Source organism: Myxococcus sp. CA040A (assembly GCF_013336725.1).
GTDB lineage: Bacteria > Myxococcota > Myxococcia > Myxococcales > Myxococcaceae > Myxococcus > Myxococcus llanfairpwllgwyngyllgogerychwyrndrobwllllantysiliogogogochensis.
This window is the reverse complement of record NZ_JABUMR010000001.1, coordinates 1,499,686-1,512,848: the sequence shown is the minus strand read 5'-3', so window position 1 is coordinate 1,512,848 and position 13,163 is coordinate 1,499,686. Positions and strand designations below refer to the sequence as shown.

At 69.8% G+C, this 13,163-nt stretch carries 11 protein-coding genes; 2 read left to right on the top strand and 9 right to left on the bottom strand.

Annotated elements, in window-relative coordinates; genetic code table 11:
• Window positions 1-35: 35 nt before the first annotated feature.
• Complete coding sequence (locus HUA75_RS06210; protein ID WP_174485781.1) at window positions 36-1,628, top strand: leucyl aminopeptidase; 1,593 nt, start codon at window positions 36-38, stop codon at window positions 1,626-1,628.
• Window positions 1,629-1,778: 150 nt separating this feature from the next.
• On the opposite strand, the gene HUA75_RS06205 is transcribed toward HUA75_RS06210, so the two are convergent.
• The 6 genes from HUA75_RS06205 to ruvB all read right to left on the bottom strand — a co-directional run bounded on the left by HUA75_RS06205 (window position 1,779) and on the right by ruvB (window position 8,846).
• Entirely contained in the window at window positions 1,779-2,408 is a 630-nt protein-coding gene (locus tag HUA75_RS06205) for a hypothetical protein (protein WP_141643510.1), read from the bottom strand.
• Between the two features lie 57 nt (window positions 2,409-2,465).
• Window positions 2,466-3,701, bottom strand: a complete 1,236-nt coding sequence (locus tag HUA75_RS06200) for a DUF4388 domain-containing protein (RefSeq protein ID WP_174485780.1) — start codon at window positions 3,699-3,701, stop codon at window positions 2,466-2,468.
• 25 nt (window positions 3,702-3,726) lie between these two features.
• The gene (locus tag HUA75_RS06195) at window positions 3,727-4,815 is read right to left on the bottom strand and encodes a thioredoxin domain-containing protein (protein WP_371746068.1); all 1,089 of its coding nucleotides are present in this window, start codon (window positions 4,813-4,815) and stop codon (window positions 3,727-3,729) included.
• A gap of 61 nt (window positions 4,816-4,876) precedes the next feature.
• Window positions 4,877-5,821 (bottom strand): UDP-3-O-acyl-N-acetylglucosamine deacetylase, encoded by a 945-nt coding sequence (lpxC, locus tag HUA75_RS06190; protein WP_141643507.1) that lies wholly within the window; start codon window positions 5,819-5,821, stop codon window positions 4,877-4,879.
• 484 nt (window positions 5,822-6,305) lie between these two features.
• Entirely contained in the window at window positions 6,306-7,802 is a 1,497-nt protein-coding gene (locus tag HUA75_RS06185) for a hypothetical protein (protein WP_141643506.1), read from the bottom strand.
• A 12-nt stretch (window positions 7,803-7,814) separates the two neighbouring features.
• Window positions 7,815-8,846 (bottom strand): Holliday junction branch migration DNA helicase RuvB, encoded by a 1,032-nt coding sequence (ruvB, locus tag HUA75_RS06180; RefSeq protein ID WP_141643505.1) that lies wholly within the window; start codon window positions 8,844-8,846, stop codon window positions 7,815-7,817.
• A gap of 261 nt (window positions 8,847-9,107) precedes the next feature.
• On the opposite strand from ruvB, the gene HUA75_RS06175 reads away from it, so the two are divergent.
• Window positions 9,108-10,187 carry a hypothetical protein gene (locus HUA75_RS06175; RefSeq protein ID WP_141643504.1) on the top strand — a complete coding sequence of 360 codons (1,080 nt, stop codon included), beginning with the start codon at window positions 9,108-9,110 and terminating at the stop codon, window positions 10,185-10,187.
• A 2-nt stretch (window positions 10,188-10,189) separates the two neighbouring features.
• Here HUA75_RS06175 and HUA75_RS47680 read toward each other — a convergent pair whose 3' ends face one another.
• The 3 genes from HUA75_RS47680 to ruvC form a co-directional block, all read right to left on the bottom strand.
• The gene (locus HUA75_RS47680) at window positions 10,190-11,698 is read right to left on the bottom strand and encodes an ELWxxDGT repeat protein (protein WP_174485778.1); all 1,509 of its coding nucleotides are present in this window, start codon (window positions 11,696-11,698) and stop codon (window positions 10,190-10,192) included.
• Between the two features lie 277 nt (window positions 11,699-11,975).
• Complete coding sequence (gene ruvA, locus HUA75_RS06165) at window positions 11,976-12,584, bottom strand: Holliday junction branch migration protein RuvA (RefSeq protein WP_141643502.1); 609 nt, start codon at window positions 12,582-12,584, stop codon at window positions 11,976-11,978.
• Window positions 12,581-13,156 (bottom strand): crossover junction endodeoxyribonuclease RuvC, encoded by a 576-nt coding sequence (gene ruvC, locus HUA75_RS06160; RefSeq protein ID WP_174453554.1) that lies wholly within the window; start codon window positions 13,154-13,156, stop codon window positions 12,581-12,583. Before ruvC ends, ruvA begins: the two co-directional genes overlap by 4 nt.
• Window positions 13,157-13,163 lie beyond the last annotated feature (7 nt).

Below are 13,163 nucleotides of genomic sequence, written 5' to 3'. Positions count from 1 at the left end.
TATTTCCCCTCTCCCGTTCAGGAGTTCATCGGCCCATGAATTTCACCTTCGTCTCCGGCGACGCCACCCTCGCGAATGGCGACCTGCTCGTCATTCCGCTCTTCGAGGGCGAGCTGGGTGAGGGCGCCCCGGCCAGTCTGGCTTCGGCGGACAAGTCCCTGGACGGCCGTCTGCGCGGGGCCGCCACCCAGGAGGGCTTCAAGGCGAAGGCCGACCAGTCCCTGGTGATGCACACGCTCGGCCGGACGACGGCGGGCCGCGTGTTGCTCCTGGGACTGGGCAACCGCGCGCGGTTCCACCCGGAAGTCCTGCGGCTGGCGGCGGGTCGCGCGGCGAAGACGGCCCATCGGCTCAAGGTGACGTCGCTCGTCGTGGCACTGCCCGCCACGAAGGCGCCCGCGGACGCGGTGCGCGCGGTGGTGGAGGGCCTGGTGCTGGGCGCCTACCGCTTCGACAAGTACAAGTCCTCCGCGCGCGAGGAGAAGGGCACGCCCAAGCCCGTCAAGGTCGCGCTGGCGCTGCCCGAGGGCACGGAGAAGTCGCGCGACGTGGAGGACGCCCTGGCCCTGGGCAAGCGCGTGGCCGAGGCCTCCAACTGGGCCCGCGACCTGGTGAACGAGCCGCCCAACGCGGTGACGCCCACGGTGCTGGCCGAGGCCGCCCGCAAGTCCGCGCGGGAGCACGGGCTGAAGATCACGATTGGCGGCAAGCGCGAAATCGAGAAGCTCGACATGGGCATGTTCCTGGGCGTCACGGCCGGGAGCACCGAGGAGCCGCGGCTCATCCACGTCGTCTACACGCCGAAGAACGCGCGCGACGCGAAGCGCCCGCCGCTGGCGCTGGTGGGCAAGGCCATCACCTTCGACTCGGGAGGCCTGTCGCTCAAGCCCACCGAGGGCATGGTGGACATGAAGACGGACATGGCGGGCTCGGCGGCCGTCCTGGGCGCCATGCAGGTCATCGCCTCCATCAAGCCGCCCTTCCCCGTGCACGCCTTCATCGGCGCGTGCGAGAACATGCCGGCGGGCAATGCGTACAAGCCGGGCGACATCCTCACGTCGCGGCTGGGCAAGACGGTGGAAATCACCAACACGGACGCCGAGGGCCGCCTCGTCCTGGGCGACATGCTCACCTGGGCCTGCGAGCACCAGCCGTCCGCGGTCATCGACCTGGCGACGCTCACGGGCGCGTGCATCGTCGCGCTGGGCAACTACATCGTCGGCGCCTTCGGTGACAACGACGGCACGGTGAACGAGGTCCTCCAGGCCGCGCGCACCGCCGGCGAGGAGATGTGGCGCCTGCCGGTGAGCGAGCTGCAGAAGGACGCGCTGCGCTCCGAGGTCGCCGACATGAAGAACTCCGGCGAGCGCTGGGGTGGCTCCATCAACGCCGCCCTGTTCCTCAAGGAGTTCGTCGGCGAGACGCCGTGGGTGCACCTGGATATCGCCGGTCCGTCCAACAGCCCCAAGGAGCGCGGCTACAACGCCAAGGGCGCCACCGGCGTGGGCGTCCGCACCCTGGTGGAGTGGGTGCGGCTGCGCACGGAGACGCAGGCCACCGAGGCCGCCGAGGCCCCCGCGAAGCCTGCTCGCGCGGCTCGCGGCGCCCGGAAATCCGCGCGGAGCTGAGCAGCACGCCTCCGCGGCCCGTCCACCGACGACGGGCCGCGAGAGGGCGCGGACGAGGCCCGCGTCCCCTTCTCTAGGAGAGGACCCTGGCCGCGCGTATCGGGCCGAGGGTTCCGCTCGGAGCCAGTGGCCGAGCACCGGCCCTCCGGCTCAGGGCCTAACGGCCTGCGGCACCTTGCTCGGGACGGCCTTGCGATTCGGCAGCGGTCGGATGCCCGCGATGAGCGCATCCACGTTCTGGATGTCGCCCGCCACGGCCTGAGCGGGCCACGTGGCCAGCATCATCAGCACCCGGCCTTCCTGGCCCTCGCGCACGGCCACTCGGCCATGCACGTTGTCACCCACCTGGAAGTTGAAGCCCACCGCCGTATCGGACAGTGCCAGGGGCACGGGGTCCGTGGTGATGAAGCCCGGCTGCTGTCGCAGTCCCTCCGTGAGCCGCTCGGCGAACTGGGTGGGCGTGGCCACCGCGGGCGCCACCTGGAGCACCACCTGCGCACCTGACGGAGGGTGACGCAGCACCACCGGAATCGCGAGCCCCTCCGGCGTGCGCTCGTTCGTCGCGTCCAACTGCCAGTCGTCACTGGGCCGGATGATTTCGAACCCCAGCTCCTCGTCCACGTACGGTCCAGACACGGAGGCCTTCATCGCCTCCACCTGTCCCTGTCCCGAGCCGCCCGTTCCAGGCTGCGCCGCGTCCGCCTTCACGGCCTGACGCGAGCCGCTACACCCCGCGCTCACGACCAGGAACCCCCACGCCAGCTTCCGCAACACACCCATGACCATCGTCCCCCGACCACGAACGCCGTGGCCGCGAACGTGGGCATGTGCCGCCTGCTAGGCCAGCCCTCCCTGCAGGGTGCGGTAGGTGTTGGACAAGCGCTCGGCCACCTCGGACGGCAGGACGTTTCGCGCGGAGAACAACGCGTACGACACGATGGCGTCCAGCGCCTCCAGCGTCAGCGCCCGCGCCACCGCCTCGCCACCTCCGGACAGGTTGGCGCGCAGCCGCGCCACATCCACCCGGCCCTCCGCGCTCAACACCACGCCGGCATACGCATCCTCGAGCCCCGACGGCGGCGCATCGAGGAAGCCACGCAGCAGGTCCACGTCCTCCCCCGCGTCGCGCAGCGCGCGGTGGATGAGGGACAAGAGCAGGTTGTAGCGCTCCTCCGCGGACAAGAGCTCCCACGCCATGCCCTCCACGGCGGGCACGGGCGGCGCGGGAGGCGTGGCGGGCCGCACCGTCAGGTGGCCGCCCTGCACACACTCCTCCAGCCACGCGAAGAACGCGTGGTGCCCGCTCTCGCGCACCGTGCGCAGCTCGCCCAGCGTCGTGCCCGTGCCCAGCAGCCGGAAGAGGCGCTCCTCACCCGGGCGAGGCCCCTTCGGCCCGGTCTCCGCGCGCATGTCCTCCGGATAGCGCCGCCGCCACCGCGACAGCTCCTCCGAGCGCTTGATTCCGGTGAGCACCAAATCACGCGTGCGCTCCGGCAGCTTCACCACGTCCGCCATGGGCGCGGGGCCCTCGACGAAGAGGAAGCTGCCCTCCGTCAACTCGAAGAGGCTCAGCACCACCTCCCGCACCACGTACGTCATGGCGCTGTAGAGATGGGCCTCGGACACGAGTCCCTCGGAGGTGAGCACCTGGCCGATGCGCCGCGACGGCATCACGCGTGAGAGCGCCTGCGTGAGCTGCGCCTGCGTCACCAGCCCCAGCCGCACCAGCACCGCGCCCAGCCGCTCCCAGCGCTCCGTGGACGTGGCGAAGACGACCTGCCCGTCCCGGAAGGACACCGTGCGGCGGACGGCGCCGTGCTGCACGGCGAGCAACCCGCTGCGAATCCCCGTCAGGACGTGGGCGAAGACTTCCTCCACCGAGAGCGTCCCGAGCGTGCCGGCCAGGAAGCCAGCGAACCCCATGGGCTCCTGGAGGAGCACCATCCCCTCCGGCCCGTGGAACCAGGCCGAGAGGGGACGGGAGGAGGACAGGCCAGCGGCGAGCGACTTCTCCAAATCCAGCGAAGTCGCCTCACCACCGACACGGGGCGTGGCCTTGGGTTTCTGGGCCACCGCCCGTGCCCTCCGAACCGCGTGATTACTTCTGCGCCGTCGGCTTCAGCTCGGCGTCGATGATGCTCTTGAACTCTTCGACGGGCTGCGCACCCGACAGCATGATGCCGTTGATGAAGAACGCCGGCGTGCCGCTGACGCCGACCTTCTGCGCGTCCGCCATGTCGCTCTTCACGGTCGCGGCCTTCTCACCGGAGTCCAGGCACTTGTCGAACTTGGCCTGGTCCAGCTTCAGCTCGCCCGCGTACTTCTTGAGGTTCTCCAGCTGGAGCGCGGACTGGCTGGCGAACAGCTTGTCGTGCATCTCCCAGAACTTGCCCTGGTCATTGGCGCACAGCGACGCCTCGGCGGCCTTCTGCGCCTCCTTGTGGAAGTCCAGGGGGAACTGGCGGAACACCAGCTTGATCTTCCCGTCGTACTCCTTCATCACCTGGTCCACCGCGCCGATGGCGCGGCTGCAGAACGGACACTGGAAGTCGCTGAACTCGACGATGGTGATGGGCGCGTTGTCCGGGCCCTTCGACGGGCCGACGGCGGAGACCGTCTTGCGCTCGGCGGGAGCACGCGGCGGCTCCGGCAGGGTGATCTGCACGTTGGCGTTCTTGCGCAGCTCCGCGAAGAGGGCCTGGGCGCGCTCCTGCTTGGGCTGCTGCGTGAGGAAGTCGAGGATCTGCGGCTTCATCTGCTCGAACGTCGAGCCGGGCGGCAGCTGGCCCTTGGCGCCGTCGAAGACTTCCTTGATCTTCTCCTCGGTCGGCGCGGGAACCTTGTCGTCGATCTCCGCCTTGAGGAACTGGTCCTGCGTGATGCCGCGCTTCTTGGCCTCCGCATCGACCAGCTTCTCCGTCACCATGCCCTCGAGGCCGCGCTTGCGAAGCTGGAACTTCTGCTTCTCCAGGTTGGCGATCGGCTCCTGGACGCGGTCGTTGAGCTCCTTGTAGGTGATCTTCTGGCCGTCACCGAAGGTGGCGACCACGGTGTCCGGGGTGGGCTCACCCGCGGGGGCCTGGGCGGCGGCGGGAGCCTGCGCGGTGACCGGCGCCTTCTCCTTGTTGCAACCGGCGGTGAACGAAGCCGCCAGCAGCGCGGCGAGGATGACGGTGGTTGGACGCATGGGCATGAGCCCGCGACTTAGTCGAGCCAGCCCCGACCTGCAAGGAAATGCCAAACCAACATCAGGCGACGAGCGGCTCCAGCTCCAGCGCGCCGGCCAATCCTGGCAGGCCCAGCTCCAAGCCTTCCACGTCGCGACGACGCGCGGGGACAATCTCATAGCAGCTCGGGTCTGAAAGGACCTTGCGAACCAGCTTGTGATTGAGCGCGTGGCCCGTCTTGTAGGCCGTGAGGTGGCCAATGACGGGACGGCCGAACAGAGACACGTCACCGATGGCGTCGAGGATCTTGTGACGCACGAACTCGTCGGTGAAGCGCAGCCCTTCCGGGTTGAGGATGGACACCTCGTCCACGACGATGGCGTTGTCCAGCGAGCCGCCGCGAGCCAGGCCCAGCTTCTTCAGCTTCTCCACGTCACGCAGGAAGCCAAACGTGCGCGCGCGGGAAATCTCCCGGGAGAAGTCCCGGTCGCTGAAATCCAAATCAAACGCCTGCCCCTGGATGACGGGGTGCTCGAAGTCGATGGTGCAGCTGATGCGGAAGTGGCGCGAGGGGGTGAGCGAGGCCTGCTTGTCGCCATCCACCACGGACACGGGCTTGCGGATGACGAGCAGCTCCTTGGGCGCGTCCAGCTCGCGGATGCCCGCGTCCTGGATGAGGGCCGCGAAGGGAGCGGCGCTGCCGTCCATGATGGGCACTTCGGGGCCGTCCAGCTCCACCCGGGCGTTGTCGATGCCCAGGCCCGCCATGGCGGACATGAAGTGCTCCACCGTCGCCACCTTCACGCCGTCGCGGCCCAGCGTCGTCGCCAGCGCCGTGTCCACCACGTACTCCGCCAGCGCGGGGATGCTCACCGGGCGAGGCAGGTCCGTGCGCACGAAGACGATGCCGTGCCCCGCGGGCGCCGGACGCAGCGTGAGCGTCACCTTCGCGCCCGAGTGGAGCCCGATGCCCTGGAGGCTGGCGGTCTTCGAGAGGGTGCGCTGGTTGTAGGAAGACGGGGGCATGTCGGTGTCGCCTCGTGGCTGCTCGTGCTGCGGGACTTCCGAACGGTCATCTGGCCAGATGGCGCCGGAATCGTTCAACAGTGGTCTGACGCGACGCGCAGATTCAGCAAGTGGCATGCCACGACAGCGTGACATCCCGCCTTCCGTGGTGGGGGGTTCGAGTGACTCGAACCCCTTGGAACGGTTGGATTTTTTCTGACATCGCGGTGGGTGCCCATCGTGGCCAGCCACCCTCCCCCCGTCCGAGGGTTGGTGAATTCACCCGAAACCGTGACATTGGTGTCCGGGAATTCTTCACCGCCTCACCCGCCGCCCTGCCCCGTGACGCGCTTCGCAACGAAGCGTGTCTTCCATGCAACACGGGGGCGTCCATAGCGCAAGGAACTGGCTGGAAGCAAACACGCCCCGTACGAGCACACCCCGTGGGGGGTTGCGTCATACGGGGCGAGTGGGCGTGGGTCGATTTTCTCCCCCCACGTGAGGGTCAGCGAGTCGGGACCGCGACAAAGCGATCGCGGAGCGCCTCGGCTTCCTGGCGGTCGAACCCCCTGCCCTGGAGGAGGGTGCGGCGGCTGACGGAGTGGAAGGTGGACTCCAGCGTCTGGCTGAAGCGGCGCAGGTCCTCGGCGAGCCGGCTGCGGATGCCGGGACCCTCGGGCGGCCAGGGCAGCTCCACCAGGAGCGCGGTGAAGCGGTCGAAGGCGTCGTAATCCGAGTAGCGCAGCAGCTGGTAGCCGCCGTCGTGGAAGTACGCGAGGAAGGTCTTCAGCGCGTCCAGGGAGCGCTCCGCGGCGGGCACGTCCTCCGCGCGCAGGAACCCCTCCGCGGAGCGGCACAGCTGGGCGTACACCCACAGGTCCTTGCGCAGCCGCAGCGCGGCGTCCTGGGGGCTCACCAGCGCGTCGAAGACGTCGTCGGACAGGCCGCCATTGGGGGCCAGGGCCTCCACCAGCGCGACGACCTGGGTGCGCAACAGCGACCTGAAGGCGGCGGTGGCGCGCGCGGGCGCGTCAGGCTCCTTGTCCACGTGGGCCAGCACCTCGCGGCCGATGCGCTCCGACTCCTTGGCCAAATCCCGCGCCGTCCGCAGGGCCGCGGCCTGGAGCGCCTTGGAGCCCGCCTTGGGCGACAGCTCCGCGTGCAGCCACGTGGCCAGCGCGTGCGTCTCACTGCGCACCAGCGCCAGCAGCACGCGCACCCGCCGGGGCACGGGCGGCGTGCCTTCCGCGTCCACGTAGGCCAGGTAGTGCAGCAGCCGGAACAGCCCCAGGAACGCGGTGGAGAAGCCGGCGCGCTGCTCTTCCGGCATCCCCACGAGCAGATCCAACAGGCGCACCGAGCGCAGCCGGTCGTACTCGACGCGGAACTCCAGCGGCCGGAAGGGCCGGAAGTAGCGGTTGAGGACGATTTCCTTCAGGGCCAGCTTGCCCAGGTCCTGGAAGAGGTTGAGCCGCGCGGTGGGCAGTTGGAGCAGGTGGTCCAGCAGGTTGCGCAGCGCGTCCAGGTCCTCGCGCAGCACGAAGAGGCTCTCCGACGGCGTCTCCTGGTCCAGCTCCTCCTCGATGAGTGCGCGACGCACCCGGTCATCCGCGAGCTGGGTCTCCACGTACTTGCGGAAGACCATCTTCTGGTCGCTGTCCGGGTCCTGGAGGTGACGTGCGACACGGATGGCGCGGTCCATGGCGTCGCGCACGTCCACCAGCTCCTCGTGGAAGTCGCGGGTGACGAGCGGCCGGTCCTTGGCGTCCACCACGGCGGTGAGGTTGAGGTAGCGCTCCACCGCGCGCAGGAGCATCTCGAATTCGAAGAGCAGCTCCTCCCGGCCGTCCACGGGGACGCCGCGAAGCCAGCGCTCACGCTCGGCGAGGAAGCCCGCGCGCGACGTCTGGGAGGCCCGCATCAGGTCCGCGTAGAAGTCACGCGCGACGCGGAGGGTGGTGGGTCCGGAAGCGGGAGACGCGGGGGAGGTGGCCTGGCTCATGGCTCGCGGGTTTCAGAAGAGGCTGCCCTGGGGCGTGGGCGGTGGCTGCTTCTTGAAATACTGGTAGGTGCGGTGGGTGGCCATCCGGCCCCGGGGCGTGCGCTGCAGAAAGCCCTCCTGCATCAGGAAGGGCTCGTACACGTCCTCGATGGTATCGCGTTGTTCGCCCACGCTGGCGGCGATGGTCTCCACGCCCACCGGACCGCCGCCGAACTTGTCCAGGATGGTGAGCAGGATTTTGCGGTCCATGGAGTCCAGGCCGCTGGCGTCCACGCCCAGCCGGTCCAGGGACTTCTTCGCCAGTTCCAGCGTGATTTTCCCGTTGCCCTCCACCTCCGCGAAGTCGCGCAGCCGGCGCAAGAGCCGGTTGACGATGCGGGGCGTGCCGCGCGAGCGGGTGGCCACCTCGTGGGCGGCCTCCTTCTCCAGGGGGATGCCGAGGATGCGCGCGGAGCGGTGGAGGATGAGCTCCAGGGACGCGGCGTCGTAGTACTCCAGCCGCTCCTGAATCTGGAACCTGTCACGCAAGGGCGAGGTGAGCAGGCCCGTGCGCGTCGTCGCGCCGATGAGCGTGAAGGGCGGCAGATCAATCTTCATCGCCCGGGCGGCCGGCCCCGTGTCGATGGTGATGTCCAGCCGGAAGTCCTCCATCGCCGGGTAGAGGTACTCCTCCACCGCCGCGTTGAGCCGGTGGATTTCGTCGATGAAGAGGACGTCGCGCTCGTTCAGGTTGGTGAGCAGGCCCGCCAGGTCGCCCTTGCGCTCCAGCGCGGGACCGCTCGTCACGTGGATGCCCACGCCCAGCTCGTTGGCGATGATGTGCGCCAGCGACGTCTTGCCCAGGCCCGGGGGGCCGGAGAACAGGCAGTGGTCCAGGGCCTCGCCCCGACTGCGAGCCGCCTGCACGTACACCTTGAGCTTCTCGACGACGAGCCCCTGTCCCACGTACTCGTGGAACGAGCGCGGACGCAGGGAGGCCTCGAGCCGGACGTCCTCCGGGAGGACCTCTTCGGAGAGAGTGTCGGACTTCCTCGCCATGACCATGGGACCCTATACAGGAAGGCCGCGCGTGTCGCCCACATCCTCGGGCTGGGCTCGGGGACGCCCAGCAGGCCAGGGAGCACCCACCGTCATGACGGGCTTCGACGCCGCGTTCCCTGGTGCCTGGGCAGGCGTGTGGACTGGCGGACGCTCGAGTGAAACACGCCGACGTTGCCTGGCATCCCCGCCGCCGGGCCGGAGAACATGGCCCGTGCGCTCCGTTCGTCGCGCCGGTCTTCGACCTCTCGCTGTCACGGTGAAACCATGAGCCAGAGCCCCGCGTTCCGCCCCCTGCCCTTCCTCGCCGAGGCCCACTCCGAGCCCCTGCCGGGGCTGCGTCTGCAGAGGCTGCGCCGCGCGGCGCTCGAGGCCCGCGAGCGCTTCGTCCAGGAAGGTCCCGTGGCGGCGGTGGCCACCTGCGAGCTCGTCACGTTTCCCTATCCCGCGCAGTTCGCCTTCAGCGGGGCGGCGCTGTCACCCGCGCCGTACGTGATGATGACCAACCGCATGCAGGTGGTGCAGTTCGTCGACGCGAAGGGCGAGCGACGCACGCTGCTCTTCAACCCGTCCGACTACGAGCGGGGCGTGGCCGCGCCGTTCTACCACGCGCTGCGCGAGCGCTACGGCGGCTTCGTCTCCGACAAGCTCATGTCCACCCGGCACGGCACGGTGCAGAGCCACCTGGCCTCGCTGGGGCTGACGCCCGCGGACGTGGACTACCTGGCCTTCGACCATCTGCACATCCAGGACCTGCGCGGGTGGCTGGGGGGAGACGGCGTGTCGGCGTACTTCCCCCGGGCGAAGCTGCTGGTGCAGCGCGCGGAGTGGGAGATGGTGAAGGACCTGCACCCCATGCAGACGGTGTGGTTCGTCCCCGGTGGCGCAGACATCCCCGCCGAGCGCGTGGTGCTGCTCGACGGGGACACGTGGCTGGGCGTGGGCGCGGCCATCCTCAGCACGCCGGGCCACACGCGCGGCAACATGTCGCTGGCGGTGGCCACTTCGCGCGAGGTGTTCGTCGTCAGCGAGAACGGCGTGGCCACGGAGAGCTACACGCCGCTCCTGTCCGCCATCCCCGGCGTGCGCCGCTTCGCCGAGCACATGGGCTGGGAAGTCGTGCTCAACGGCAACACGCGCGAGGACTCGCTTTCGCAGTACTCGTCCATGGTCGTGGAGAAGCTCTTCGCCGGGCACTCCGCGGTGGAGGGGGCGTTCATCAACTTCCACCCCTCCTCGCTTCTGACCTCGCACCTGCTGTCGCCGGGGCTTGCCCCCACCATCGTCCTGCCCGCGCCCAACTTCGGCGACGTGCGGCCCACACCCGCCAGCCGGCGCGCGGCCTGACGTCAGCAGCCTCGCGCGTCCGCGGCCGCCCCGGTGGCGCAGGGCCAGGCGGGACGCAGGGGCACCGCCCACAGCGCCTCGTCCGCCGGCGCCTCTCCGGCCAGGAAGAAGACCTCCGAGCCCGAGCGCACGAACGAGCGAGGGTCCGACGACGACGTCCCCGGCGCGATGTCCGTCAGCCGGCGCGTGCGCCACAGCCACCCATCGCTGGACCACGCCTCGCGCCCGTGGAGGGCCGTCTTCGCGGAGAAGAACAGCCAGCCGTTCTCCGCCACCAACTGCTCCGGCTCGCTGCCCTCCGGGCCCCATTGGAGGTCCCACACCATCCACGTCCCCAGGAGCGTGCCGTCGCTGCGCCACAGCTCGCGCCCGCGCCAGCCGTCATCCGCCGCGAAGTACAGCACGCCATCCATCACCACCAGGTGCGATGGCAGCGAGCCCTTGGGCCCCGGCCAGATGTCGCGCACCAGCCGCGTGCCCGACACAGTGCCGTCGCTGCGCCACAGCTCGCCCCCGTGGAGCGTGTCGCCCTGCTCTCCGAAGTAGCCATCCGCGCCGGCCAGGAAGAACACCGAGCCATTCATCGCCGTGAGGTACGAGGGGAACTCTCCGGTGAAGTCCCGCACCCGCGTCGCGGAGCCCGGCCGCTCCGACGTCACCCACAGCTCCGCGATATCCATCCCCGTGTCCCGCAGGAAGAACAGGCGCCGCTCCGACGCCGTCAGCGACAGCAGCACCCCCACCGCCGACTGGTAGAGCACGCGCGCCTGGCCATTCGCCTCCACCACCCACAGCACCGCGGCCTCGGGCGAGTACGACACCAGGGCGAGGCGCTTCCCCCACGCCGTCAGCGACACCAGTTGGAGCGAGCCGGGCCCCGGGACGAACTCGTGCACCAGCCGCGTGCCTGACTCCGTGCCGTCCGTGCGCCACAGCTCCAGGCCGTGCTCGAAGTCCTCCGCGGTGAAGTAGAGCCAGTCGCCCACCCTCGTGAGCGCCCGCGGGGCCGAGCCGCGCTCGCCGGGCAGCAGGTCCTTCACCATCACCGTGCCCGCTTCCGTGCCGTCCGTGCGCCACAGCTCGGGCCCGTGCTGGCCGTCATCCGCGACGAAGAGCACCCACGGCTCCAGCGGCGTCAGGAAGCGCGGCACCGAGCCCATGGTCCCCGGACGGATGTCCTTCACCACGCCCGCGCAGCCCGAGCGACCCGGACTGCTCCACAGCTCGCGCCCCTGACCCACCGCCTCCGCGCTGAACAACAGCCGCCCGTCGCCCCGCGCCAGCCACTCCGGCTTTGAACCCGGCGGCCCCACCGGGTCCGTCCCACAGGCCCGACGCGCCGTCACCTCCGCGTCCGCCTCCTCCGGCGCCGCATCCACCGAGGCCCGGGCGGACGCCACGCGCTCGATTCCCCGTTCGTCACTCGACTCGAAGGCCGGACCACACCCCACCCCGCCCAGACTTCCGACGAGAACGGACACGAGCACCGGGACGCCACGCCATGCCTTCATGTGAGCAACTCCTTGTCCTGGGTGGGGCACTCGGCTCCACCGCTGTGGCTGGAAAGTGTCACCGTCGATGAAACTGGCTACCCACTGCGGGTAGGGAGCGGCCCAGGCTGTCCGGCATCCTGCGACGGGCGCCGACACTTGCCGCCGAGCCGACACAGGGCCCGTCGGACCCTGGACCGTTTCGATTTCTCAGAGGAAAGAAGCTTGTGCGGGCTGGTCAGGGAGGTCCGGATTTGGCCACCCGACTACACCCGCGACGGCGGACGTCCAGAAGACGTCAGGCGCCTGCCCTGAGGGACTTGAGGGCCTCGCGGAAGAGGACCTGGAAGGACGCATCGGCACCCAGCCTGCTGGTGGCCAGCTCCGCGGCTTTTTCCGCCTGCGGGGGCTTGTAGCCAAGGTTGAGCAGGGCGGAGACAAGGTCGGATTGAGGCCCGCTCACCGGAATGGGCGCCGTCCCCCGGGAGACTGCCTCCAGGTGGACGTTCTTCATCTTGTCCTTCAGCTCCAGCACCAGTCGCTCGGCGGTCTTCTTTCCCACGCCGTGGATCTTCGCCAGGCGCGCCACCTCACCGCGAGACAGGGCCGCCACCAGCTCCGGCACCTCCATGCCGGACAGCACGCCCAGCGCCATGCGCGGCCCCACGCGGGAGACGCCGTTGAGCAGCAGGAAGAGCTCTTCCTCCGCCCGGGTCAGGAAGCCGAACAGGTCGAAGGCGTCCTCGCGCACCACGGTGCGCACGCGCACGTCCACCGTCTGGCCCTCCGGCGGAAGCTTCCCCAGAGCCAACGTGGAGAAGTTCACCAGGTAGCCCACACCCTGCACGTCGATGACGGCGCCCTCGGCATCCTTCTCCAGCACCACGCCACGCAGCCGAGCGATCATCCCGCCTCCGGGCGCCGATAGGACGGCGCCAGTCTGTCCGCGAGCAGCGCCGCGGCGCCCTTGCGCTTCTTGCCAGCCGTGCTCGCCGTGGGAACGGCGGCGCGACCATGGTTGAGGTGACACAGCGCCACGGCCAGGGCGTCGCTCGCGTCCGCGCGCCCCAGGTCCTTGGCTTCCAGTTGCAGGAACGTCCGCACCATCCGCGCCACCGCGTCCTTGCCGTCCGCGCCGCCGGCGCCCACCGACTTCTTCACCTTCGCGGGCGCGTACTCGAAGACGGGCAGCGACACCTGGGCCGCCGCCAGCAGCGCCACGCCGCGCGCGTGCCCCAGCACCAACGCGCTCCGGGCATTGCGGAAGGTGAACAGGCCCTCCACCGCCACCGCCTCCGGACGGAAGATCGCGAGCTGCGCGCTCAGCGCGGCATGCAGCTCCTTCAGGCGAAAGGCCAGGGGCGCTGATTCATCCACCTTGATGACGCCGTGGCCCACATGCACCAGTCGGCCTCGCTTCTCTTCCACCACCCCGTAGCCCATGAAGCGGCTGCCAGGGTCTACTCCGAGAACGCGCACCGTTCGC

Bases quoted from the DNA above. Each gene is read 5' to 3' on its own strand.
- HUA75_RS06205 (WP_141643510.1), bottom strand. From the start codon at position 2,408: ATGGGTGTGTTGCGGAAGCTGGCGTGGGGGTTCCTGGTCGTGAGCGCG.
- lpxC (WP_141643507.1), bottom strand. From the start codon at position 5,821: ATGCCCCCGTCTTCCTACAACCAGCGCACCCTCTCGAAGACCGCCAGC.
- HUA75_RS06185 (WP_141643506.1), bottom strand. From the start codon at position 7,802: ATGAGCCAGGCCACCTCCCCCGCGTCTCCCGCTTCCGGACCCACCACC.
- HUA75_RS47680 (WP_174485778.1), bottom strand. From the start codon at position 11,698: ATGAAGGCATGGCGTGGCGTCCCGGTGCTCGTGTCCGTTCTCGTCGGA.
- ruvA (WP_141643502.1), bottom strand. From the start codon at position 12,584: ATGATCGCTCGGCTGCGTGGCGTGGTGCTGGAGAAGGATGCCGAGGGC.
- HUA75_RS06195 (WP_371746068.1), bottom strand. From the start codon at position 4,815: ATGCGTCCAACCACCGTCATCCTCGCCGCGCTGCTGGCGGCTTCGTTC.
- ruvB (WP_141643505.1), bottom strand. From the start codon at position 8,846: ATGGTCATGGCGAGGAAGTCCGACACTCTCTCCGAAGAGGTCCTCCCG.
- HUA75_RS06210 (WP_174485781.1), top strand. From the start codon at position 36: ATGAATTTCACCTTCGTCTCCGGCGACGCCACCCTCGCGAATGGCGAC.
- HUA75_RS06175 (WP_141643504.1), top strand. From the start codon at position 9,108: ATGAGCCAGAGCCCCGCGTTCCGCCCCCTGCCCTTCCTCGCCGAGGCC.